The organism is Stenotrophomonas sp. B1-1, assembly GCF_010894375.1.
GTDB lineage: Bacteria > Pseudomonadota > Gammaproteobacteria > Xanthomonadales > Xanthomonadaceae > Stenotrophomonas.
On sequence record NZ_JAAIUZ010000001.1, the window covers coordinates 151,400 to 175,916 of the forward strand.

19 protein-coding genes are annotated in these 24,517 nt (G+C 63.6%); 15 read left to right on the forward strand and 4 right to left on the reverse strand.

Annotated elements, in window-relative coordinates; translation table 11 throughout:
• Positions 1-155: 155 nt before the first annotated feature.
• Complete coding sequence (locus tag G4G00_RS00720; RefSeq protein ID WP_108752081.1) at positions 156-1,577, reverse strand: DEAD/DEAH box helicase; 1,422 nt, start codon at positions 1,575-1,577, stop codon at positions 156-158.
• Positions 1,578-2,504: 927 nt separating this feature from the next.
• Here G4G00_RS00720 and G4G00_RS00725 point away from each other — a divergent pair.
• The 3 genes from G4G00_RS00725 to G4G00_RS00735 are packed head-to-tail and all read left to right on the forward strand — an operon-like array spanning position 2,505 to position 5,034.
• Positions 2,505-3,494 carry a fumarylacetoacetate hydrolase family protein gene (locus tag G4G00_RS00725; protein ID WP_164270709.1) on the forward strand — a complete coding sequence of 330 codons (990 nt, stop codon included), beginning with the start codon at positions 2,505-2,507 and terminating at the stop codon, positions 3,492-3,494.
• A gap of 14 nt (positions 3,495-3,508) precedes the next feature.
• A complete protein-coding gene (maiA, locus tag G4G00_RS00730) occupies positions 3,509-4,195 on the forward strand; it encodes a maleylacetoacetate isomerase (RefSeq protein WP_164270711.1) in 687 nt (228 codons plus the stop codon).
• An 8-nt stretch (positions 4,196-4,203) separates the two neighbouring features.
• Positions 4,204-5,034, forward strand: coding sequence for a hypothetical protein (locus G4G00_RS00735; protein WP_164270713.1), 831 nt, complete (start codon positions 4,204-4,206; stop codon positions 5,032-5,034).
• Between the two features lie 206 nt (positions 5,035-5,240).
• Here G4G00_RS00735 and G4G00_RS00740 read toward each other — a convergent pair whose 3' ends face one another.
• The 3 genes from G4G00_RS00740 to G4G00_RS00750 all read right to left on the reverse strand — a co-directional run bounded on the left by G4G00_RS00740 (position 5,241) and on the right by G4G00_RS00750 (position 9,178).
• Complete coding sequence (locus G4G00_RS00740; RefSeq protein ID WP_164270715.1) at positions 5,241-6,686, reverse strand: UdgX family uracil-DNA binding protein; 1,446 nt, start codon at positions 6,684-6,686, stop codon at positions 5,241-5,243.
• A 1-nt stretch (position 6,687) separates the two neighbouring features.
• A complete protein-coding gene (locus G4G00_RS00745; RefSeq protein WP_164270717.1) occupies positions 6,688-7,977 on the reverse strand; it encodes a putative DNA modification/repair radical SAM protein in 1,290 nt (429 codons plus the stop codon).
• 70 nt (positions 7,978-8,047) lie between these two features.
• The gene (locus G4G00_RS00750) at positions 8,048-9,178 is read right to left on the reverse strand and encodes a PilT/PilU family type 4a pilus ATPase (protein ID WP_108748415.1); all 1,131 of its coding nucleotides are present in this window, start codon (positions 9,176-9,178) and stop codon (positions 8,048-8,050) included.
• A gap of 123 nt (positions 9,179-9,301) precedes the next feature.
• Between G4G00_RS00750 and G4G00_RS00755 the strand changes: the two genes are divergently transcribed.
• From G4G00_RS00755 to G4G00_RS00810, 12 genes are all read left to right on the forward strand, one after another.
• Complete coding sequence (locus G4G00_RS00755; protein WP_108748416.1) at positions 9,302-9,667, forward strand: DUF4398 domain-containing protein; 366 nt, start codon at positions 9,302-9,304, stop codon at positions 9,665-9,667.
• On the forward strand, positions 9,664-10,548 hold the full coding sequence (locus G4G00_RS00760; protein WP_108752087.1) for an OmpA family protein: 885 nt from the start codon (positions 9,664-9,666) through the stop codon (positions 10,546-10,548). Before G4G00_RS00755 ends, G4G00_RS00760 begins: the two co-directional genes overlap by 4 nt.
• A gap of 323 nt (positions 10,549-10,871) precedes the next feature.
• Complete coding sequence (locus G4G00_RS00765; RefSeq protein WP_108748418.1) at positions 10,872-11,108, forward strand: YdcH family protein; 237 nt, start codon at positions 10,872-10,874, stop codon at positions 11,106-11,108.
• Between the two features lie 447 nt (positions 11,109-11,555).
• A complete protein-coding gene (locus G4G00_RS00770) occupies positions 11,556-12,926 on the forward strand; it encodes a pyridoxal-phosphate dependent enzyme (RefSeq protein WP_108752088.1) in 1,371 nt (456 codons plus the stop codon).
• 123 nt (positions 12,927-13,049) lie between these two features.
• Positions 13,050-14,222, forward strand: a complete 1,173-nt coding sequence (locus G4G00_RS00775; RefSeq protein ID WP_164270719.1) for a cystathionine gamma-synthase — start codon at positions 13,050-13,052, stop codon at positions 14,220-14,222.
• An 87-nt stretch (positions 14,223-14,309) separates the two neighbouring features.
• Positions 14,310-15,635, forward strand: a complete 1,326-nt coding sequence (locus tag G4G00_RS00780; RefSeq protein ID WP_164270721.1) for a glycosyltransferase family 4 protein — start codon at positions 14,310-14,312, stop codon at positions 15,633-15,635.
• Positions 15,632-16,426 carry an ABC transporter permease gene (locus tag G4G00_RS00785; RefSeq protein WP_164270723.1) on the forward strand — a complete coding sequence of 265 codons (795 nt, stop codon included), beginning with the start codon at positions 15,632-15,634 and terminating at the stop codon, positions 16,424-16,426. The genes G4G00_RS00780 and G4G00_RS00785 overlap by 4 nt, the downstream gene beginning before the upstream one ends.
• Positions 16,423-17,706 carry an ABC transporter ATP-binding protein gene (locus tag G4G00_RS00790; protein ID WP_164270726.1) on the forward strand — a complete coding sequence of 428 codons (1,284 nt, stop codon included), beginning with the start codon at positions 16,423-16,425 and terminating at the stop codon, positions 17,704-17,706. Before G4G00_RS00785 ends, G4G00_RS00790 begins: the two co-directional genes overlap by 4 nt.
• Positions 17,707-17,750: 44 nt before the next feature.
• Complete coding sequence (locus tag G4G00_RS00795; RefSeq protein WP_164270728.1) at positions 17,751-19,835, forward strand: methyltransferase domain-containing protein; 2,085 nt, start codon at positions 17,751-17,753, stop codon at positions 19,833-19,835.
• On the forward strand, positions 19,832-22,381 hold the full coding sequence (locus G4G00_RS00800; RefSeq protein ID WP_164270730.1) for a glycosyltransferase family 1 protein: 2,550 nt from the start codon (positions 19,832-19,834) through the stop codon (positions 22,379-22,381). The genes G4G00_RS00795 and G4G00_RS00800 overlap by 4 nt, the downstream gene beginning before the upstream one ends.
• A gap of 93 nt (positions 22,382-22,474) precedes the next feature.
• Complete coding sequence (gene gmd, locus G4G00_RS00805; RefSeq protein ID WP_164270731.1) at positions 22,475-23,515, forward strand: GDP-mannose 4,6-dehydratase; 1,041 nt, start codon at positions 22,475-22,477, stop codon at positions 23,513-23,515.
• A complete protein-coding gene (locus G4G00_RS00810) occupies positions 23,499-24,446 on the forward strand; it encodes a GDP-mannose 4,6-dehydratase (protein ID WP_164270733.1) in 948 nt (315 codons plus the stop codon). The genes gmd and G4G00_RS00810 overlap by 17 nt, the downstream gene beginning before the upstream one ends.
• Positions 24,447-24,517 lie beyond the last annotated feature (71 nt).

Consider the following 24,517-nt stretch of genomic DNA (forward strand, 5'->3'; position numbering starts at 1 on the left):
GGCCGAGTCTAGCCATATTTCACGCCGTGTGAACGGGCTGCGTCCCGAGCACGCCACCCGGTATCGAGCCGTTCAGAAAGACGGTGCGGCCCGTGCCAATGAAAAAGGGGCGCAGTTTTCACTGCGCCCCTTCAGGTTCTGCAACGTCGCGGCAATCAGCCGGCGCGACCGCCGCCGTTGCCGCCCTGGCCACGACCGCGGCCGCCGCCATTGCCGCCACCGCCACGACGCTGGCCCTGGCCGGCGCCAGCACCTGCACGCTGCTGGCCATTACCACCGCCTTCGCGACGGCCGCCGCCCGACTTCTTCGGGCCGGCATGCGCGTGGCGCGGCGCATCGCCGTGCGGACGACGGGCGTGGCTCTTGCGCGGGGCGCGTTCGCCGGTTTCGTGCTCGGCCTTGCCCGGCGCACTGTTGCCCCAGCGGATCGGCACCTGCAGCTCGAAGCCCGGCACATCGCGGATATCCATGTCGCGGCCCAGCAGACGCGTGATCGCGCGCAGCAGCTTCACTTCATCCTGTGCGACCAGCGAAATCGCCTGGCCGGTGGCACCGTTGCGACCGGTGCGGCCGATGCGGTGCACGTAGTCTTCGGCCACCATCGGCAGATCGAAGTTGATCACCTTCGGCAGTTCGTTGATGTCGATGCCGCGCGCGGCGATATCGGTGGCCACCAGCACGGTCACCCGGCCGGCCTTGAAATCACCCAGTGCACGCAGGCGCTGGCCCTGGCTCTTGTTGCCGTGGATCGCCGCAGTCTTGATGCCGGACTTTTCCAGGAACGCAGCCAGCTTGTCGCTGCCGTGCTTGGTACGGGCGAACACCAGGGTCTGCTCGCGGCTGTCCTGCGCCAGCAGGTGCAGCAGCAGGTCGCGCTTGCGGCCGCCATCAACCGGGTGCACGCGGTGGGTGATGGTTTCGGCCACGGTGTTCTTCGGCGTCACCTGGATCTGTTCCGGGTTGCGCATGAACTCCAGCGCCAGCTGGCGGATGTTGTCCTCGAAGGTGGCCGAGAACAGCAGGGTCTGGCGGTTCTGCTTCGGCAGCTTGGCCAGGATGCGCTTGATGGACGGCAGGAAGCCCATGTCCAGCATGCGGTCGGCTTCGTCCAGCACCAGCAGTTCAATGCCGGACAGGTCGATGCTGCGACGCTCCAGGTGGTCGATCAGGCGGCCCGGGCAGGCCACCAGCAGATCCACGCCACGGCGCAGGATGTCCAGCTGGTTGCCCATGCCCACGCCACCGTAGATGCAGGCGCTGGGAATGCGCAGGTACTTGCTGTAGCCGCGCAGGCTGTCGTGCACCTGGGTGGCCAGCTCGCGGGTGGGGGCCAGGATCAGCGCGCGCGGCTTGCGCGGGCCGCTGCGCACTTCCTGCGATGCGGTGCCCAGGTGCTGCAGCAGCGGCAGGCCGAAGGCGGCGGTCTTGCCGGTACCGGTCTGTGCGCCGGCCAGCAGGTCGCGACCGGCCAGCGCCAGCGGGATCGCCTGCTGCTGGATCGGGGTCGGGTTTTCGTAGCCCTGCTCGGCAAGCGCACGCAGCAGGAAGGGCGCCAGGCCCAGCGATTCAAAAGACATTGAGTTTGCTCCAAGTACAAGAAACGCCTGACCGATCGGACAGGCGGGGGCAGATCAAACTGATCGGCTGACTCGGAGCGTTCCCGTGAACCGCGCTGCGAGAAGTTGGGTGCAGCCGGCGCGGAGCACAGGCTGGAATGCGTGACGAACGGTGTCGGAGTGGGGGCGGGCGAAGGGGCGGACCCCGGTCGCCGGCGATCCCGAAGGGAAACGGACGGCCGCTGCAGACCCGCATAGTCTAACCGAAGCCTGAGACCTCACGCAAAAACCCCTGTTCAGGGAAGGGGAGGGGGCTGGCAGGGCTGCGCCCTGCACCCGCTACCGTCAACGTCAACGGCAACGTCAAAAGCGGGCTATCCGTGGGATGGCGGGGTGGGTCCGGTTGCGGGGGACACCGTAAATACGTCCATGTAGGCTCGGTCGCGCCATCCATGGCGCTCACGCCCCCGCCACCGGACCCACCCCGCCTTCGACAGTTGGCCGCGATCTGTCGGAACGGCATTCTGCTCTGGTGGGTGTCGACCTTGGTCGACACGGATGAATTCATTCGATATCTGACAGATGTGTCGACCAAGGTCGACACCTACCAACAGCCGCGCGGAACGACAGGCGCCGTTGCCAACAGCCGCGTGAATCTGTCAGAGGCGGGGCGGTGTGGGCTTGCAGGACCGCAGGCGCCATGGATGGCGCCTACGAGCCTACAGGGACGTACTTGCGGCGTGTCCTGCAAGCCCACACCGCCCCGCCATCCCACGGAATGCCCGCTTTTGACGTTGCCGTTGCCGTTGCTCCAAGCAGGTGCAGGGCTGCAAGCCCTGCCGAACCCCCTCCTGCGGTAGGGTGGGCCGATGCCGCGCTGCAGCTTGGCTACACCGCGCATTTGATTACACTTGAAACTTGTTTGCCCACGACTCCGGACACCCACCCATGAAGCTTGGTTCTTTGAAGGAAGGCGGCCGCGACGGCACCCTCATCGTCGTCTCGCGTGACCTGCGCCACGGCGTACGCGCCACCGGCATCGCCGCCACCCTGCAGCAGGCGCTGGAAGACTGGAGCCACATCGCACCGCGCTTGAATGCCCTGTACGAATCGCTGAACGCCGGCGATGCCGATGGCGTGTTCGACCTGGACCCGCAGGCCCTGGCCGCGCCGCTGCCGCGTGCCTATGAATTCGTCGATGGCAGCGCCTACCTGCCGCACGTCGAGCGTGTGCGCCGCGCCCGTGGCGCCGAAGTGCCGGAAAGCTTCTACACCGACCCGCTGATGTACCAGGCCACCAGCGCCGCCTTCTATGGCCCGCGCGATGCCGTGAAGGTGGTCAGCGAGGATTATGGCATCGATCTGGAAGCCGAACTGGTGGTGATCACCGACGACGTGCCGATGGCGGTCAGCGCCGAACAGGCCGCCGGCCATATCCAGCTGATCGGCCTGGTGAACGATGTCTCGCTGCGCAACCTGATTCCCGGCGAACTGGCCAAGGGCTTCGGTTTCCTGCAGTCCAAGCCGCGCTCGGCGCTGTCGCCGGTGTTCGTCACCCCCGATGAGCTGGGTGATGCCTGGCAGGACAGCAAGGTGCACCTGCCGCTGCTGACCCACATCAACGGCGCCTGGTTCGGTGCTCCCGAAGCCGGCGTGGACATGCAGTTCAATTTCGCCCAGCTGGTCGCGCATGCCGCCAAGACCCGCCCGCTGGGCGCCGGCGCCATCGTCGGCTCGGGCACCATCGCCAATGAAGACACCAGCAAGGGTGCCTCCTGCTTCGCCGAACAGCGCATCGTGGAAACCCTGCGCGACGGCAAGCCGAGCACGCCGTTCATGTCGTTCGGCGATGTGGTGCGCATTGAAATGCTCGATGCCGCCGGCAACAGCATCTTTGGTGCCATCGAGCAGCGCATCGAACAAGCAGCCAAGCCCTGAGCATGGAGGCGGCGATGGACATCCTGTTTGATGACGGCCCGGTCGACGACGGCATCGTGCTGTACACCTACTGGCGATCCAGCGCCGCCTACCGCGTACGCATCGGCCTGGAACTGAAGGGCCTGGCCTGGGAAGGCCGACCGGTGCATCTGGTACGCGATGGTGGCGAGCAGCATGCCGACGCCTATGCCGCGCTCAATCCGCAGCAACTGGTGCCGACCCTGCTGCATGACGGCCATGTGCTGAACCAGTCGCTGGCGATCCTGGAATACCTGGACGAGCGCTTCCCGCAGGTGCCGCTGCTGCCGGCCGACGCCGCCGGTCGTGCGCGCGTGCGCGGCCTGGCGCAGTTGGTGGCCTGCGATATCCACCCGATCAACAACCTGCGGGTGATGCAGTACCTGGAGCGCGACCTGCAGGTGCCGGCCGACGCGCGCACGCAGTGGACCCTGCACTGGATGGCCGAAGGGCTGACGGCAATGGAAACGATGCTGGCCAACAGTGGCGACACCGGCCGCTTCTGCCACGGCGATCGTCCCACCTTGGCCGATCTGTGCCTGATGCCGCAGCTGTACAACGCGCACCGGTTCGGACTGGACCTGGCGCCGTACCCGACGCTGCGCCGCATCGAGGCCGCCTGCCAGACCGTGGACGCTTTCGAGCGCGCCCGCCCGGAGAATCAGGTTGATGCGATGAGGTGAGTCATTCAATGGCTGTCTTCAATGGGAAACTTGCAGTCATCGGTGCTGTAGTTGTCGCTGCCGGGGTGGCGATAGGCGCGGCTATGTGGTTCCGAACGGGATCGGCTGAGCCAATCTCGGGCACCGATGCGGGTTCCGATTCGTTTTCCGGGCTGGTCAAAGCGGGGGGGCGGACGATGGCGAGCATTGGAGCAAGCTCCCTTGCTGAAGGGGGGATTGATTCTCTCCAGGTGCCCGCGTCGCAGCTTGCGGCCAGTGACCCGCGGCTGGTTGCACTGTCCAAGGCAGAGCTGGCTTGGCTTGAGAAGCATTACTACCCTACACAGGCTGAACTGGATGCTCTGGATAGGATGGACCTGAAGGAACTTGCGCGATCAGCTGATCCGAAATCGAGGATGTTGTACGGCATTGCTCTCATCCGGCGAGATCAAGTGCCAGGCGCGATGCCTGCATTGAAAAATGCCGCCACGCTGGGAGCTTTCTATGCATACGAGGAGGCTGCCGCAGCCGAGTACGCAATGCTTACCAAGAGGGGAATGGACGCTCAGACGGTGCAGGACATGCTGCGAGCCAAGGTCGAAGTCGCCAAGATTCTGGGAGATCACCGGGCGGAGTATCTCCTTGGTAGGAACTTGCCAAGCGGATCGGTCGCCAATCCCGCTGCCGTGCAGCAGTACACGACTGAGTTTCTGCGGCAGCTGGGTATGAATGCACAGCTCATGGGCGTGAGTGCGTCCGGTCCAGATCCCCGGCCCAATGCGGATCTGTGGAGTGATGTCACAAAGCTGGGGAATTCCGGCTCAGCTGACGAACAGATCGACGTCTATAGCCGCAAGTGATCTCACGAGATGAACCCTGACATCCGGTTTTCAGCAAGTCCGGTGTGGGTGGCATCGTTGTTTGAGCAGGCCTCGCAATCAGCAACGATTGCGAGGGCCGCAGCAGCAGTTCAGCCAGACGGTCCTTCGGCCCTGTTTGCGCCGCGCCGCCACGCGGCAACGACGAGGGCAAGCCGTGATACTTGGCCAAGCGTGGGACCCTGGAGTTACCCGCGCGCGTGGCCGGCCTGCGCGTTCACCAGTATCTGCCGCAGGTCCTCGCGGAACAGCCGATAGCCGGCTTCGCGGCGCGCCTCATCGCCCTGCCGCAGCACCCACGCCGGGTGCACCGTGGCATAGCCGCGGGTGCCATCGTCCAGCGTGTGCCAGCGCCCGCGATCACGGGCCAGGCTGAAGTCCCGCCCGAACACGGCCATGGCGGCGGTCGCCCCCAGGCACACAATCAGCTGCGGCCGCACCCGCGCGATCTCGCCCATCAGCCAGGGCCGGCAGGCATGCACGTGGCGGCTTTCCGGCCGCTTGTGCAGCCGCACCTTGCCGCGTCGCTCGTGGTGGAAGTGCTTCACCGCGTTGGTCAGGTACAGCGTTGCGCGGTCGATGCCCAGCTCGGCCAGCGCACGGTCCAGCAGTTGCCCGGCGGGGCCGGCGAACGGGCGGCCGCTCAGGTCCTCCACATCACCGGGCTGTTCGCCCACCACCATCACCCGCGCATCGGCCGGGCCCTGGCCGAACACGGTCTGCGTGGCCGGCTCCCACAGCGGGCACTGCTGGCAGGTGCTGGCCTGCGCGCGCAGCGCCGCCAGGCTTCCATCCACGGCAGGGGCCGGCAGCACCCGCGCCGGCACCCGCCGCTGCGGTGCCTGGGCGGGCCGGTCGTGCATATCCTGTACCCGGCCTGCCGCCTCGCGCACCAGGCCCGGCAGCAGCTGCGCCTCGGGCAGGTGCCGCCAGTACTTGGCCGGCATTTCCTGCTGCATCATGCGGGTGTTCAGCCGCGCCGGGTTGAAGATGCTGGCGTAGTAGGTCTGCCACAACGCCTCGCGCGCATCCTCGGCCGGCGCATCTTCGCGCCGGCCACCCGGCCCGAAGCTCAAGGCCTGGCCGTCCCACTGCACGCTGCGGCCGGGGGTCAGGATCGCCCAGCGCATGCCGGCGAAGCGGCGCGCGAAGAACGGTGCCACGCGATCCACGATGTGGTGCTCCGGCTCGAACCAGGCAATGAACGCGTCCTGTTCGCCGGGCACTTCGCGGAAGCGCACGAAGGCTTTCATCTTGTGCGTGTCGCGGCGCACCGCCTGGGCCATCGCCATCGCCCGCAGCACGTCGGCGTCGGTCGGGTTGGACAGCACCGCGCGTTCGCCATGGGTGATCCGCCACAGCAGCCGGTACAGCAGGGCCATGCGTTGTGGTTCGCGGTGGCACAGCACCGTCGCGGCCAGTTCCAGGAAATCGCGCGGCACGGCGGGTTGCGCGCCCTGCGCTGGGTGGGCCGTCGCGTCGGGCAGGGCAGGGGCGTCCAGCAGCGAGGCCTCGTGGCCCGGCAACCAGTCCAGCTGCGATGGCGGCACCGCAGCCAGCAGCGCCCCGCGCGCGCCATCGCGCCAGGCCTGCAGTGACCACGGTGGGTCCACCCGTAGCGACCAGCGTTGCATGTCAGGCCGCCGGTGGCGCGTCGAACAGCGACCCCTGGCGCGGCGGCGGCGCCAGCCGCGCACGCAGCGCGGCCGGGTCGTCCAGCGCACTGCGCGGGTGGTGGTCGGCCAGTTGCACGAACGGCAGCAGCTTGCTCATGGGCGCCTTCAGGCGGGCCACATCGGCCACCCGCAGCCGACCGTGCCGGCGTGCCATCAGCACGCGCTTCACGTTGCGCACGCCCAGGCCGGGAACCCGCAGCAGAAGCTCCTTCGGGGCACGGTTCAGGTCCACCGGGAAGCGCTCCGGGTGGCGGATCGCCCAGGCCATCTTCGGGTCGATATCCAGATCCAGCATGCCGTCGCCGCCGCTGTCGGTGATCTCATCCACGCCGTAGCCATAGAAGCGCAGCAGCCAATCAGCTTGGTACAGGCGGTGTTCGCGCTGCAGCGGCGGCGGTTGCACCGGCAACTGGCGGCTGGCGTCGGGAATGGGGCTGAAGGCCGAGTAGTAGACCCGGCGCATGTGGTAGTTGCCGTACAGCCGATCGGCGCTGAGCAGGATCTGCTGGTCGCTGGCCCCGTCGGCACCGACGATCATCTGCGTGCTCTGCCCGGCCGGGGCGAAGCGAGGCGGGCGCGGGCGCGCGCTGCGGGTGGGCGTGGCCGTGGCCGGCACGGCAGGCGGCGCGCGGCGGGCCTCCTTGGCCTCGTCGATGCGCCAGCGCAGCTCGCCCATCGCGCCGCGGATGGTATGGCTGGTCTTTTCCGGGGCCAGCGCGGCCAGCCCGGCATCGGTCGGCAGTTCCACGTTGATGGACAGACGATCGGCATGGCGGCCTGCACTGGCCAGCAGTTCCGGCGACGCCTCGGGAATGGTCTTCAGGTGGATGTAGCCGGCGAAGCGATGAACCTCGCGCAGCTGCCGGGCCACTTCCACCATGCGCTCCATGGTGTAGTCGGCGTTGCGGATGATGCCGCTGGAAAGGAACAGCCCTTCGATGTAGTTGCGCTTGTGGAAATCCAGGGTCAGCGAGACCACTTCTTCCACGCTGAAGCGCGCGCGCGGTACGTTGCTGGAGACACGGTTCACGCAGTACGCGCAGTCGTACACGCAGAAGTTGGTCAGCAGGATCTTCAGCAGGGAAACGCAGCGGCCATCGGGCGTGTAGCTGTGGCAGATGCCCATGCCCTCGGTGCTGCCAATGCCCCCGGACGCGCGCGAATCGCGTTTGCCGGCGCCACTGGAAGCGCAGGAGGCATCGTATTTGGCGGCATCGGCCAGGATGGCCAGCTTGCGAAGGGTTTCCATGACAGAAACCTACGGACAGGCGGTCTCATTGGATGAGACCGCCCCTTAACTCTTCAGGATTGCCGCCGGCTCAGAACCCGTGGGTGATGCTGGGCTGGGTGGCCGACGAGAAATCGGCGTAGGGATCGTGTTCGCCACTGCCGCCTTCGGACAGGCGGAACTTCAGCGCCAGACCATCGCGCGAATCGGCCGCACGCAGCGCCTCTTCCTGCTCGATCACGCCGCTCTTGGCCAGCCGGAACAGGCACTGGTCGAAGCTTTCCATGCCTTCTTCCAGCGACGATTCCATTGCCGCCTTGATCTCGTGTACCTGTCCGCGGCGCAGCAGGTCGCGGATCATCGGCGTGTTGATCAGTACCTCGGTGGCCGGCAGGCGGCGCCCGGCCTTGTTCTTCACCAGGCGCTGGCTGATCACCGCCCGCAGGTTCAGCGCCAGGTTCATCAGCACGTTCTTGTGCGCGCTTTCCGGGAAGAAGTTCAGGATGCGCTCGATGGTCTGGTCGGCGTTGTTGGAATGCAGGGTGGCCAGGCACAGGTGGCCGGTTTCGGCGAAGGCGATCGCCGCCTCCATCGTCTCCGCATCCAGGATTTCGCCGATCAGGATCACGTCCGGCGCTTCACGCATCGCGTTCTTTAGCGCGTTGTGGAAGGCATGGGTGTCCAGCCCGACCTCGCGCTGGTTCACGATCGACATCTTGTGCTTGTGCAGGTATTCGATCGGGTCCTCGATGGTGAGGATGTGCCCGGTGGTGGTGCTGTTGCGGTGGTCGATCATCGACGCCAGCGAGGTGGACTTGCCCGAGCCGGTGGACCCCACCACCAGCACCAGCCCACGCGGGGTCATGATCACATCCTTCAGCACCTGCGGAAGATTCAGTTCCTCGATGCTGGGAATGCGGCTGCGGATGGCACGGATGACCATGCCCACCTCGCCGCGCTGCTTGAACACGTTGACGCGGAAGCGACCGGCGTCGGGCAGGGCAATGGCCATGTTGAGCTCCAGCTCGCGCTCGAACTGCGGCACTTGGCCTTCGTCCATCAGCGAGTAGGCGATCTTCTTCACCATGCCCGGCGGCAGGCCGGTATTTCCCAGCGGGTACAGCTTGCCTTCGATCTTGATGTACACCGGCGCACCGGTGGTCAAGAACATGTCCGAGGCGTTCTTTTCGGTCATCAGCTTCAGGAAGTAGCCGATATCCATCGCGAATTTTCCCCAACGAAACCGCCAGCGACCGTTGCAAGCACGGCGTCGGCTTGACGACAATGGCCACGTACCGACAACCGGGCACGGGCCTCCCCAATGAAACGACTTAGCTTCGCACAAATGCGCCAGGGCCTGTATGTGATGGCGTTGGCATTCGCGGTGTCTGCCCCCGTTGGGGCGCAGGAAGCCGCGCTGGAATTGGCCCAGGCCCAGCAGGCCGTGGAAAAGGCCACCCAGGCCGATGCCGACCAATATGCGCCAGACCTGATCGGCCTGGCCCGACAGGGGCTGGAACAGGCCCAGCGCGCCGCCGGCGACCGCCGCGAGCGCAAGAACGCCCCGGCCCTGGCCCTGCGCGCGGCCGCCGACGCCGACCTGGCCCGCGCCCGCAGCGAGGAGGCCACCGCCACCGCCCAGCTGCAGCTGCGCCGCAACGAGGTGAACCAGCTGCAGCGCCAGCTGTCGACCGGGGAGGACCGCCGATGAAGACGCTTTCCACCCTTGCACTGGCCACCGCGTTGGCCCTGCCGGGCCTGGCCCTGGCCGCCGACAACCCCATGGTGGGGCAGCTGACCCAGCGCCTGATGGCGATCCAGGCCAACCCGGACACCGCCGAGCTGGGCGCGTTCGAGCGCATGCAGGCCCAGCAGGCCATCGCCACCCTGGAAAAGGCCAAGCGCCGCGACCAGGAGCTGGCCACCTACCTGGCCGAGCGCCGTGTGGATATCGCCGAAACCAGCGTGCGCGCCGCCTTGGCCGCCCGCGAGGTGGACCGCCTGGAGCGCACCCGCAGCGATCTGCTGATCGAAGCCAGCCGCCGCGACGCGGCCCGTGCCCGCCAGGAAGCCGAACAGCTGCGCATGCAGGCGCAGATGCAGGCCGAGGAGTCCGAGCGCCTGCGCCTGGCCGCCGAGGCCGAGACCCTGGCCCGCCAGGACGCCGAAAACGCCCTGACCAGCGTGGCCGGCAAGCAGCAGCAGCGCCTGAGTGCGGCCCAGCAGAACGCGGCCAAGCTGGCCCGTGAAGAGGCCGAGCTGGTGTCCGGGCAGAAGCTGCCGGGCTCGAAGTTCGACGGTCGTGGCGAAGTCTTCACCCTGGGCGGCGACGCCTTTGCCGCCGGTGCGGCCGGCCTGTCCGGCGGGGCGAAGAACCAGGCCAAGGCCCTGGCCGAGTACCTGAACATCGGCAAGAAGGGCCGGGTGCGTATCGAAGCCTACGACAGCGCCACTGGCGTGGGCCAGAAGCGTGCCGAAGCCCTGCGTGACGCGCTGGTGGCGGCCGGTGTCGCAGGCAACCGCATCCAGGTGGCCGGCAAGAAGGCCGCGTCCACCAAGGCCCGCTCGGCCGAGGTCATCGTGGCCCCGTAATTGATTGAATTTGTTTGTTTTTCGTTGCTTTGAGTATTCAGCCTGAACCCCGCCACGGCGGGGTTCGGTCTTTTTGTCGCAGGGGCTTGAACCCGGCCTGCAGCAAGCGTAGGGTCAATCGTCCGGGACGCAATGCCGCGGACCGGACGATGGGAGGGCCGGGCCGATGCAAGCAGGGCGCGAACCGCAGCAGACCGACGTGCGCAGGCCAGTGCCGCGGGTCGTGGTGCGCACCCATGTGGTCATCTCCCGGCGCTCCTCCATGAACAACGCCCCGTGCCTTGCGGCCGGGGCGTTCGTGTATCTGTCGAAGGAGGTCCATCATGTTTGAAGATCAGCCCCAGAGCGAGATCGACGCCCGTCGCGCGTGTGATCCGGAGTTCCGGGCACTCCATGACCAGCACCGTAAATTGAACAAGAAGTGCATGGACGCGGAGTTGGGTGTCCTCCCGATCGATGATGTCACCCTGGGTCGAATGAAGCGCGAGAAGCTGCTGGCCAAGCAACGCCTTCTGCGTATGTACGAAACCCCGCTTCCCACGACGTCCCCCACGCACTGACGCACGCGCTCACGCCCGGAACGGCGTGATCCGGCCATCGAAGGCCCGGCCAGGCACATGACCTGGCCCGCGGTATCGCCGGAAGCGGCGGCCGCGCCAAGGCACCACAGGCGGTGGTGCCTTGGCCCGCAGGCCCCGGCCTGCGGACAACCCCATCAGCCTGAGTCCACCGATGCGGGCGGTACCGGTCTCCTCGTCGATCCGGGGCCGTCCGCATCCTCCTTTCATGGCCCGCATTACCCTGCTTTGGTAGGGGCCAACCTTGGTTGGCCTGCTGTGGCCGGCCGCTTTGGTAGGGGCCAACCTTGGTTGGCCCGCCGTGGCCGCTACCCAGCCGAGCATGGCTCGGCTCTACATAAGCGCCCACGTCGCGGTGCCTGACTTTCGGCGCCATCCGTCGGATAATCCATGGTCCGGCCCTGCGCGGCGCGAAACGAAAGTCCCCGAATGCCCATCCATTCTTCCGTCCTCGAACTCATCGGCAAGACCCCGATCGTCAAGGCCCAGCGCCTGGATACCGGTGTCTGCGAGCTCTACCTGAAGCTCGAAAGCGCCAACCCGGGCGGATCGATCAAGGACCGCATCGGCCTGTCGATGATCGAGGCCGCCGAGAAGCGCGGCGATCTGAAGCCGGGCGCCACCCTGGTGGAAGGCACCGCCGGCAACACCGGCCTGGGCCTGGCCCTGGTCGCGCAGCAGAAGGGTTACAAGCTCATCCTGGTTGTTCCCGACAAGATGAGCCGGGAAAAGATCTTCAACCTGAAGGCCATGGGCGCCGAAGTGCGCCTGACCCGTTCGGACGTGGCCAAGGGCCACCCTGAGTACTACCAGGACCTGGCCCAGACCATCGCCGAGCAGACCCCCGGCGCGTACTTCATCAACCAGTTCGGCAACCCGGACAACCCGGCCGCGCACGAATTCGGCACCGGCCCGGAAATCCTGGAACAGATGGGCGGCGACTTGGACGCGATCGTGTTCGGCTGCGGCAGCTCGGGCACCATGACCGGCCTGTCGCGCGCCTTCGCCAAGCTGTCGCCGAAGACCGAGCTGGTGCTGGCTGATCCGGTCGGTTCCATCCTTGCCGAGTACATCAACGACGGCAACCTGAACGACAAGTCCGGCAGCTGGCTGGTGGAAGGCATCGGCGAGGACTTCCTGCCCTCGATCTCCGATTTCAGCCGCGTCACCAAGGCGTACCCGATCACCGACGCGGAAAGCTTCCACACCGCGCGCGAGCTGCTGGGCAAGGAAGGCATCCTGGGCGGTTCGTCCACCGGCACCCTGCTGGCCGCCGGCCTGAAGTACTGCCAGGAACAGACCACGCCGAAGAAGGTACTGGTGCTGGTGCCCGACACCGGCAACAAGTACCTGTCGAAGATGTACAACGACTATTGGATGCTGGACAACGGCTTCCTGCAGCGCCCGCAGCACGGCGATCTGCGCGACCTGATCCTGCGCCCGTACGGCCAGCGCGACACCGTGGTAATCGGCCCGAACGACCTGCTGACCACCGCCTACCAGCGCATGAAGCTGTACGACGTGTCGCAGCTGCCAGTGATGGACGGCGACCAGCTGGTCGGCATCGTCGATGAAAGCGACGTGCTGCTGCACGTCTATGGCGACGAAGCGCGCTTCCGCGACCCGGTGGCCACGGCCATGGTCAGCAAGCTGGACCGGCTGGACGTGAAGTCGCCCATCGAGGCCCTGCTACCGGTGTTCGACCGCGGCCAGGTGGCCATCGTCATGGACGGCAACGCCTTCCTGGGCCTGATCACCCGCATCGACCTGCTGAACTTCCTTCGCCGCCGCGTGCAGTAAGCGCACGATCGCGCGCATTCGCTGCTGAATCCTGGTTTATCCGCGTCAAAGCCCGTTAAGGGCGCGCTGATAGACTCCCGCTCCTTCGACGGCGCCGAACACCGGCGCCATTCAGGAAACGAAATGTCCAACGCTTCCAAGCCCGATCGCGCGCTGGCCCTGGCCACGCTGGCCATCCACGGTGGCCAGTCGCCCGATCCGAGCACCGGCGCGGTGATGCCGCCCATCTACGCCACCTCCACCTACGCACAGTCCAGCCCGGGCGAGCACCAGGGGTTCGAGTACTCGCGCACGCACAACCCGACCCGCTTCGCCTACGAGCGCTGCGTGGCCTCGCTGGAAGGCGGCACCCGCGGTTTCGCCTTCGCTTCGGGCATGGCCGCCAGCAGCACCGTGATGGAACTGCTGGACGCCGGCAGCCACGTGGTGGCGATGGATGACATCTACGGCGGCACCTTCCGCCTGTTCGAGCGCGTGCGCCGCCGCACCGCCGGTCTGGATTTCAGCTTCGTCGACCTGACCGATCTGGCCGCCTTCGAAGCGGCGATCACCGCGCAGACGAAGATGGTCTGGATTGAAACCCCGACCAACCCGATGCTGAAGATCGTGGACATCGCCGCAGTGGCTGCCATCGCCAAGCGCCATGGCCTGATCGTGGTGGTGGACAACACCTTCGCCTCGCCGATGCTGCAGCGGCCACTGGAACTGGGCGCCGACCTGGTGCTGCATTCGGCCACCAAGTACCTCAACGGCCATTCGGACATGGTCGGCGGCATGGTGGTGGTCGGTGACGACGCCGAGCTGGCCGAGCAGATGGCGTTCCTGCAGAACTCGATTGGTGGTGTGCAGGGCCCGTTCGACAGCTTCCTGGCTCTGCGCGGCCTGAAGACGCTGCCGCTGCGCATGAAGGCGCACTGCGCCAATGCGATGGCGCTGGCGCAGTGGCTGGAAAAGCACCCGGCGGTGGAAAAAGTGATCTACCCGGGCCTGCCTTCGCACCCGCAGCACGAACTGGCGGGCAAGCAGATGGCCGGCTTCGGCGGCATTGTCTCGATCGTGCTGAAGGGCGGTTTCGAGGCGGCCAAGCGCTTCTGCGAAAAGACCGAGCTGTTCACCCTGGCCGAATCGCTGGGTGGCGTGGAAAGCCTGGTGAACCACCCGGCGGTGATGACCCATGCCTCGATTCCGGTGGCACGCCGCGAGCAGCTGGGGATCAGCGATGCGCTGGTGCGGCTGAGCGTGGGCGTGGAAGAGCTGGGGGATCTGCAGGTGGATCTTGAGCAGGCGTTGGGTTGAGTTGGGCTTTTTGTGATGGAGAGCATGTCAAGGCCACCCCGAGCCGCACCTCATGTGTGGCTGGCGGCTTGGTGTCGTAAGCAGAGGATGCTGAAACGTTTGTACGCGCTGCTCTCGCTGCGGGGGCTGCGCTGCAGGATTCGCGCGCGGCAGTTGCAAGCCTTGCTCGCCCGCCACGCCTTCGAGCGCACGGAGGCGTGGTCTCGTACCGTCCCCGCGGTAGAGGCGGGTGCCGCCGTCTCACATGGTTTCCCCTTTGGCGTGAACATTGTGGGATATCTGCGAGGCGAATTCGGGCTCGCGGAAAGCGCGCGCATGTATGCGCGCGCTTTGATTGATTCTGGTGCGCCGGTAGCGCTGCACACCTTGGATCTGGGCGTGCCACACAGCATGGCCGACACCACCTTTGACGGGAAGTTCTGCGCTGACCTTCCTGAGCACGTGGTCATCATCTTCATCAACCCGGACTATTTCGACGCAGCGGTGCGCGAAATTGGCCACGCCAAGCTCCAGGGCAAGTACGTGATTGCCTGCTGGTTCTGGGAGCTTGAGCGCCTGCCGGAATCATGGCTTCCAGTGTTGTCGCGCGTTGATGAGATTCTTGCTGCGAGTGAATTTATTGCCGATGCGATAGCTGGAGCTTCGTCATTGCCCGTGCTGAAGGCACCTGTGCCGCTCCCTGTCATGCCGCGTGCGGATATTGGTCGCGACGCATTTGGAATGACATCTGGTGCATTCGTTTTCCTGTTTACCTTCGACTTCAATTCGTGGGTAGAGCGGAAAAATCCTCAGGCCGTGCTGGATGCTTTCAGGCAGGCATTCCCGCTGGGCACCGAGCCGGTACAGCTGATCATCAAGACCAGCAACGGCCATCATCACTCTGACGCGCTGCGCGCTCTGGCAGATAAGGTGAGCTCGGATCCTCGGGTCATCGTCAGGAACGACGTCATTACCCGCGAACAGTTGACCGCGCTGCAGGCCAGTTGCGATGCCTACGTTTCGTTGCATCGTGCAGAAGGCTTTGGCATGGGCATGGCAGAGTGCATGCAGTTGGGTAAGCCCGTCATCGCTACCTCTTGGTCAGGCAACATGGAATTCATGGATGCCGACAGTGCCGCCCTGGTGAGATTTACTTTGGTTCCTGTAAAGCCAGGCCAGTACCCCTTCGGTGAAGGCCAGCGTTGGGCTGAGCCGGACGCGACTCATGCTGCAAGTCTGATGGCGAAATTAGCGGGCGACCCGGAGGCAGCCACGCAACTGGGTGAGCGTGGACGGCTGCATGTGCAGCGCGTCCTATCCCCCGAGCGAGTGGCTCGCCAGATCATGGAGCGTGTGAGCGTCATCATGTCAGACGCGAACGCGCTTGCCGCATCTAACCAGACACATGGAAACGCCCAGAGGGGCAATCAATGAAAGACCTTCTCAGGTCGTTGTGGATCTACAGGAGCTTCATCCTGACCTCGATCCGCAACGACTTCAAAGTCCGTTTCGCCCAGAGCAAGCTTGGTGTGCTGTGGATGGTGATTCATCCGCTGATGCAGGTGCTGATCTTCGCCACGATTCTCTCTGAGGTGCTTTCGGCCAAGCTGCCGGGAATCGACAACAAGTACGCCTATGCGCTGTACCTGATGGCGGGCACCCTCTGCTGGGGGCTCTTCGCCGAGTCGATCAGTCGCTGCGTCACTCTCTTCGTCGACAACGGCAATCTCATGAAGAAGGTCGCATTTCCTCGCGTATGCCTTCCATTCATTTGTGCTGGCAGCATGCTGGTTAACAATGCGTTGCTGGTGCTTGCCATCTTCGCGGTGTTTGCTGTGCTGGGGCATATGCCGGGTGCGAGTGTGGTCTGGCTCCCTGTGCTCATCCTGCTGACCCTGTTGACCTCCATGTCGGTCGGATTGCTTCTGGGTGTCCTCAACGTATTCATGCGTGACATCGGACAGGTTGTGCCTGTCCTCCTGCAAGCATTGTTCTGGCTGACGCCGATCGTCTACAACATCAGTATCCTGCCCGAGTCCGTCCGCCAAATCTTCAAGCTCAATCCACTGTATCCGCTGGTGACGGCTTACCAGCAGGTATTGCTGTATGGGAAGGATCCTGACTGGATGTCTCTGCTTCCGCTTACGATAGTTGCCGTCGTACTGGGCGTGGCTTCGCTGGTTGTGTTCCGACGCGCCAGCCAGGAAATGGTGGATGTCCTATGAGTACCGCCATGCACGTCAGAAATGTGGGTAAGTCCTATCGCGTGTGGGACAGCGAATGGCTGCGCATTGCCAGTTGGTTCGGTTTTCCAGTGCGACCGAAGGAGGAGCACTGGGTGCTTCGGGGGGTGTCGTTTGACATCCGGCCGGGTGAATCCGTCGGTATTGTTGGTAAGAATGGTGCTGGCAAGAGCACTTTGCTCAAAATGATCACCGGCACCCTGCAGCCTACGGAAGGGCAGGTGGTTCGCGGAGGCCGGATCGCGGCGATTCTCGAGCTTGGCATGGGGTTCAACCCTGAGCTCACGGGACGCCAGAACGCGCGGCACGCGGCTGGCCTGATGGGATTCTCCCAAGCGCAGATCGACGCAATGATGCCTCACATTGAAGCGTTCGCTGAGGTGGGAGAGTACTTCGACACCCCAGTGCGGACGTACTCAAGTGGCATGCAGGTGCGCGTGGCGTTCGCGGTGTCAACAGCGGAACGACCTGACGTTCTGATTGTGGACGAGGCGTTGTCCGTCGGTGATGCCTACTTCCAGGCCAAATGCTTCAGGCGGGTCAAAGAGTACAAGGAGCAGGGAACGACCCTCATCCTTGTCAGTCACGCTGTGGGTGATATCGTCAAGCATTGCGATCGAGTGTTGTTCATCAAGGACGGCGGTCTGCATGCAGACGGCCCGGCGCGTGAGATATCCAACCTGTACTTGGACGAGCTGTTCGGGAAGTCCGGCAAGAGTGACGCTAAATCCGCAAAAGAGGGTGGCGAGGCGGTGCTCTCTTCAAGCGGGATTGAAGACCTCTTTCATACCCGGCGCGGCTACAACAAGGATGAGCACCGTTGGGGGCACGGCGGCGCACGCATCATCGACTTCGCAGTGGTCGTTGACGGTGAGGCTTATCCTGCCCGTCTGAGTAGCGGCGATTCAGTTCAGTTCCAGATGAAGATCCACTTCGAGCAGGATGTGGAAAGCGCGGTTCCCGGCTTGCTGATCAAGACCCTCGATGGCGTTTTTCTCTACGGAACAAACGCGTTCCTGGCAAGCAATGGCCAAAAGGTGCTGTCGCCCAAGGCCGGCGACGTAGTGATTGCCACCTTCAAGGTTCCCTTCGCAGTCAACGAAGGCCACTACATGGTTTCGCTGGGGGTCTCCAGTGGCGACCCGTTGGGTGAGTTGGTACCCCTGGATCGCCGTTACGACTCGATACTTGTGGATGTGAGCCGCCCCATGCAGTTCTGGGGCATCGTGGACATGAATGCGGAATTCTCGGCTCAAGGCTGACCTCCGGTGCGGGCTGACAGCGACGGCATACAATGAGCTCAAACATGAATAACAACGCGGCACGCGGTGAAGGCGCGATCACTACTCTGGTGAGCGCATTGCCTGAGAAATACCAGCCCATCTTTGGGCACCCGGAGTTGTCTGACGGAAGTTCGCGCAGCTGCGTGGACAGATTGCGGATCATTACTGATGTCGTCCACCGGCTGCAGTCCCAGCTTGGGCGTCCGGTGCGCGTCCTCGATCTGGGGTGTGCCCAAGGATTCTTCTCGCTCAGTTTGGCGGCGGACGGCTGCACTGTCGTTGGTGCAGACTATCTGCAGCAAAACGTTGAGGTCTGCAGGGCGCTGGCGGCTGAGAGCGGCGTTGGTGCCACTTTTGTTCACGGAAGTATTGAAGATCTGGTCTGTGAGTTGAAGGCTGGGCAGTACGACGTGGTTTTGGGCTTGAGCGTGTTTCACCACCTCGTGCACATGCATGGGTTCTCGGCGGTCACTGACATCATTGCCCACCTTGCAGCTGTCATACCCGTGGGCATCTACGAGCTGGCGTTGCGCGAAGAGCCTGTTTACTGGGGGCCGTCTCAGCCTGAGCGCGCCAGCGATCTGCTCGGCTCGTACGCCTTCGTCCGCTTCATGGGCAGCCAGCCGACCCATCTTTCCGGCATTGATCGCCCGCTTTATTACGCAAGCTCTCGATTCTGGCATCTGGGTGGCGACTTCAGGCTCTTTGACGAGTACAAGGAAGTTTCCCACGCGCACGCTATGGGCAGTCACCATGGAACGCGCCGCTACTTCTTTGCAAAAGGCGTGATGCTGAAGCGGATGTCGCTGGAACACCCGGACCTGCTGCTTCCGAACGTCCAGGAGTACGAACGTGAGGTGGCGTACTTGGGCGGCAGCGAAGTGCTTCCGGGGTCGCCGCGTCTTCTTCAGCACAGTCGTGATCAGGAGGCGGTCTGGTTGCTGCGGGAATTACTGCCCGGTCAGCTCCTTTCAGTAATGATGGCGCGGCAGACTCCATACTCCAGCGAGAGGGTGGTCGACTCCCTCTTGGATCAATTGGTCGCGTTGGAGCGCAGCGGACGGTATCACAACGATATTCGACCATGGAACGTCATTGTCGATGATGCTGGAGATGCTTCGTTTATCGACTACGGTGCGATTTCCGATCAATCCGAAGACTGCGTGTGGCCTGAGCATCTGTTGCTGGCCTTTCTGATCACCGTGCGTGAAATCGCCATGGGGCAGGTAAGGGAGCCTTATCCCACCCGGCGGCCACTACTGGATGTCAACATGCTGCCAATGCGCTATCGAAGCGCATTCCTGACTGTGCTTTCCAAGCCGGCGGACGAGTGGACGTTCGCTGCCCTGAAAGCGGCCGTGGACCAGCCGGCCGCCGCCGCCTCGCATTCTTGGGCAGTGGTAGCTGCTTTGAATGAGCGCGCCCTGCTCAAGTACGAGGATGCGCTTGAAGCTAAGCAAGGTCGTCTGACACAGGTTGAGCGCGAGCTTCAGGAGTCCTTGGACAACGCGCACCGTTGGTTCCTGAAGGCGACCGAGCGGGAGCAGCAGGTGGCGCAGCTCAGCGACCAGAATCAGGCGCAGACACACGGTACCCAGCGTCTTGCCGGGCGGCTGGAGCGGCTAGGTTCGAGCTACTCGCATATGCGTGAGGAGCTCGATTCGGTGCGCGGGGAGTTGTCCGGTGCCCATCAGAGTGCTCATCATTGGTTCCTCCGCGCGACCCAACTCGAAGGCGAGATGCATGCTTTGCACCGAAGCCGTTCCTGGCGATGGACTCGGCCGTTGCGGTTCTTCAGTCATCTGGTACAGCGGCCGCGCTATGCGACCCGACGCGTTCTTTTGGCACTGATGCGTCGTGTGATGGCGCGTCCAGCGTTGGCACGTGCACTCAATAAAGTAATCATGGTTTTCCCGGGGCTGCACGCCAAGCTGCGTTCAGTTGCAGTCAATCACGCGGTGGTCGATGCGGCCGTGCCGCACGTCGAGGTTGCCGGCCAGGTGCAGAGCTTCGCAGGTACAGAAGATGAAGCGAGCAAGCTCTCCATTCGTGGCAGGGCTATTCACCAGATGTTGGTTGAGGAGGAACGCCAGGAGGGGCGGCAATGAAGATATTGATGGACCTGCAGGGCGCGCAGTCGGAGAGCCGCTATCGCGGCATTGGGCGCTACTCCCTTTCGCTGGCAGAAGCCGTTGTGCGTCGTAGTCGCGGCCACGAGGTGCATATTGCGTTGAATGGTGCATTTGTTGACACCATTCAGCCTATTCGCGAGCAGCTCGCCGCTCATGTGCCGCGCGAGAATGTTCATGTATGGCATGTTCCGTTGCCTGTGATCGCCAAAGACCGGGTCAATAACGGACGCCGAGCCGCTGCCCAAGTAGTGCGCGAGGCCGCGCTCGCAGCGCTGAGTCCCGACATCATCCATGTCTCAAGTCTGTTCGAGGGCTATGTCGACAATTCGGTCACCAGCGTGCCGGTGCGCGGCGATGTGCCGACTGTCGTGACGCTGTACGACATGATCCCGCTGATGAATCCACAGGTCTACTTGGATTCCGAGCCCGGTTATCGCGACTTCTACATGGAAAAATTGGAGCATGTGAAGCAGGCGGACGCCGTGTTCGCAATCTCCGCAAGCTCGGGAGAGGAGGCGCGGACACACGCGGGCGTTCCAGAGCAGGATGTCTTCGAGATATCTACAGGGTGCGATGCGGTATTTCGACCGCTGGCTGCGGACGACGCCTCCAGACAGCTCGTTCGTGCGAAGTTCGGCGTAAACGGCGAGTTCCTGCTCTACACAGGTGGCTCGGACGACCGGAAGAACCTGGTGCGCTTGGTGCAAGCTTACGCGTCCGTCGATCCTGCCCTGCGGTCTGGCTTGAAGCTGGTATTTGCAGGTCGTACGCATGCACCCCATGTCGCGCAATTGCGCGCTCTCGGAGATGAGTTGGGCCTGGATCAGGATGCGCTTCAGTTCATTGGGTACGTGAGCGACGAAGAGCTGGTGGCGTTGTACAACGAGTGTCTGATGTTCGTCTTCCCCTCCTGGCATGAGGGGTTCGGGCTACCGGTTCTGGAGGCCATGGCCTGCGGCGCGGCGGTGCTGGCGTCAGACGCATCGAGTATCCGTGAGATCGCCACCGAGCGCAGTGCTTTGTTCGATCCGATGGATGTAGCATCAATACGCTCGGTGCTGGAGCGACATCTGGGTCGCCGCGACACCCTGCCCGCCCTGCGCGCTTACTCCCTTGAACGCGCCAAGGTCTTTTCGTGGGATGTGGTCGCCGACCGGTTCCTGGACGCCTGCGAATCCGTTGGCGCTCGGGATCGGGGAGAGTTGGCCCAGGCCCCGATCCTGGTCAAAGCAGTGGACGCCCTGACGGCTTCCGGGCCGTTGGCTGGACTTGATGCGCTGCAACTGGCTGATTCGTTGGACAGAAGCCTGCCGCCTCCGCATCGAACCCTGCTTGTGGATGTAACCGAGATGGCCAACCACGACCTGCGGACTGGCATCCAACGCGTGACCCGCGAGGTGATTGCTGAATGGGGTCGAAATCCACCAGCAAACTATCGCATTCAGCTCGTTCGCATTGATCGCGAGAAGAAGGAGTACGTATGCGCCAACCGTTATGCATCCGCATTCTTCGGCACGGCTGAGGAGGAAGACACGCCGCTGGTTTGCCACGCAGGAGATGTGTTCCTGGGTCTCGATCTGGTCGGTGATGCAGTCTCCTATATTCCAGAGTGGTTCGCGCATATGCGCAGAACCGGGGTCAAGATTGCCTTCGTCATCTATGACATCCTCCCGATTCGCCATCCCGAGTGGTGGCCGGAGGGAGGGGGCTGGCACCACGAGCGCTGGCTGCGGGACGTCATCACGGTTTCTGATCAAGTCGTGTGCATCTCACGCGCCGTGGCCGACGACGTCGAGTCCTGGGTGTTGGAGCAGTCCCACCCGAATCCGCCACAGGTCGACTGGTTCCACCTTGGTGCCGACCTGGACGGGACGGCTCCACGGGCGGATGTGCCGGAGAGTGCGTCGGCGCTCATGGAGCGGTTGCGGCGAACGCCGTCCTTCTTGATGGTCGGTACGCTGGAGCCGAGAAAGGGTCATCTGCACGTACTCAACGCATTCGAGCAACTTTGGGCGTCCGGCCAGTCTGTCGCGCTGGTGATCGTTGGAAAGAAGGGCTGGATGGTGGATGAACTCTGCACGCGCCTGGAGGCCCATCCGGAGCAGGGACGCAACCTGTTCTGGCTGCCGAAGGCGGACGACGCCCTGCTGGAGGCGCTGTACGCCGGCTCCACGGCCCTGATTGCAGGTTCGGAAGGCGAGGGATTTGGGCTCCCGATCATCGAAGCCGCTCAGCGCGGGCTGCCCGTTATCGCGCGGGATATTCCCGTATTCAGGGAAGTGGCGGGACAACACGCTCACTTCTTTGCTTCCTCGGCGGCCAAGGATCTGTCCCGCGAGATTGACGATTGGCTGAACCTGTTCGAGCGCGGGCAGCATCCGCGCCCGGGTGGCTTGGAGTGGTTGACCTGGGCACAGAGTGCGGAGCGCCTGAAGGCAGCGGTGCTCGATCCCGGCGGCGCTGAAGGCCGAGAGACAAAGGGCGAGCCATTGTTGGGCCGGAAGGGCCCGGCGGTAGGCTAATATGGCAGTTTGGCCGCCCCTGTGACCCGGAGCGCCGGGCGCAGCTGCGACGTACTGCTGCACATTCTGGTTTGAATATCTACGAGAGAATCGATGAGTACTAAGAAGGCAATCATCACGGGCGTTACCGGGCAGGATGGGGCATATCTCACCCAACTTCTGCTTGAGAAGGGATATCAGGTATTCGGCACGTATCGCCGTACCAGCTCGGTGAACTTCTGGCGCCTTGATGAGCTCGGTGTTACCAATCACCCGAACCTGAGCCTGGTGGAATACGATCTGACGGACCTCGGGACCTCTCTGGCAATGGTGCAGAAGATCCAGCCCGACGAGATCTACAATCTCGCCGCTCAGAGCTTCGTCGGTGTCAGTTTTGACCAGCCTACTACAACGGCCCAGATCACCGGTGTTGGCGCGCTGAATCTGCTTGAGGCAATTCGTCTGGTCAATCCGAAGATCCGTTTCTACCAGGCGTCTACCTCGGAAATGTTCGGCAAGGTGCAGGCTGTCCCGCAGGTCGAAGATACGCCGTTCTATCCGCGCAGTCCGTATGGTGTGGCCAAGCTTTACGCCCACTGGATCACGGTGAACTACCGTGAAAGCTACGATATCTTCGGTTCCAGCGGCATCCTGTTCAATCACGAGAGCCCGCTGCGTGGCCGCGAGTTTGTGACCCGCAAGATCACCGACTCGGTCGCCAAGATCAAGCTCGGCCAGCTTGAGTGCCTGGAGCTGGGTAACCTCGATGCAAAGCGTGATTGGGGCTTTGCCAAAGAGTACGTTGAAGGCATGTGGCGGATGCTGCAGGCCGATCAGCCCGACACCTTTGTTTTGGCAACGAATCGAACGGAGACCGTGCGAGACTTCGTCGGTATGGCCTTCAAGGGTGCGGGAATCGATGTTGAATTCCGTGGCAAAGATCTCGACGAAGTTGCCGTGGACGCCGCCAGCGGCAAGACGGTCATGCGGATCAATCCCAAGTTCCACCGCCCGGCCGAGGTCGACCTGTTGATTGGCAATCCGGAAAAGGCAGGGCGGATCCTTGGTTGGAAACCGGAAACCACGCTGGAGCAGTTGTGCCAGATGATGGTTGAAGCAGACCTGCAGAGGAACGAGCGTGGTTTCTCCTTCTGACCTGGTCGGCAAGCGCGTCCTTGTCACGGGAGCGTCCGGTTTCACTGGACGCTACATGCTGAAGGAACTTCAGCAGCAGGGCTGCCATGTCATCGCTCTCGGTGCCGCGGGTGCCGCCACCGAGGCGCAGGAGCACGTGTTCGCGGACCTCACCGATCGCGAGGCCGTGTTCACGGCAGTAGAAGCTGCTCGCGTCGACTTTGTCGTGCATCTCGCTGCGCTAGCATTTGTCGGTCATGGCCGTGTAGAAGAGTTCTACGCAGTCAACCTGCTGGGTACGAGAAACCTTCTGGATGCGCTTGAGAAGGCGTCGCACGCCCCGGCTTGCGTCCTGCTTGCGAGCAGCGCCAATGTGTACGGCAACAGCTCTGCGGGAATGCTGGACGAAGACACAGTGCCTGCGCCGGCAAATGACTACGCGGTGAGCAAGCTGGCAATGGAACATGTCGCCGGCTTGTGGCGGGACCGTCTGCCAATCGTGATTACCCGGCCCTTCAACTACACAGGCGTGGGGCAGGCCGCTCAGTTCCTTGTACCCAAAATCGTGTCCCATTTCGCCAGAAGAGCGCGCGTGATGGAACTGGGTAACCTGGAGGTCTCCCGCGACTTCGGCGATGTCCGAGCAGTGGTGTCTGCCTACCGCCAGTTGCTGCAGCAGACAGAGGCTGTCGGCCGGGTAGTGAATGTGTGCACCGGTGTCGGTCGCACGCTGACTGAGATCGTCCGCATCTGTGCGGAACTCACGGGTCACGAGCTTGAGGTCCGGGTCAACCCCGACTTTGTGCGACCAAACGAAGTCAAGATCTTGCTGGGTGACAACCGCCGGCTCAAGTCCCTGATCCAGGACTGGAATCCGCCGGATATGCGGCAGACTCTTGCATGGATGCTGGAAGCGGAAACCACCATGGTGGCACCCGGGGCCAGCGACTGATCTGCCCGGAATTCGCTTACAATTGTATGAATGACTGTTGGGTGGGCGGCCATAGTTCGCCTCCTACCCGC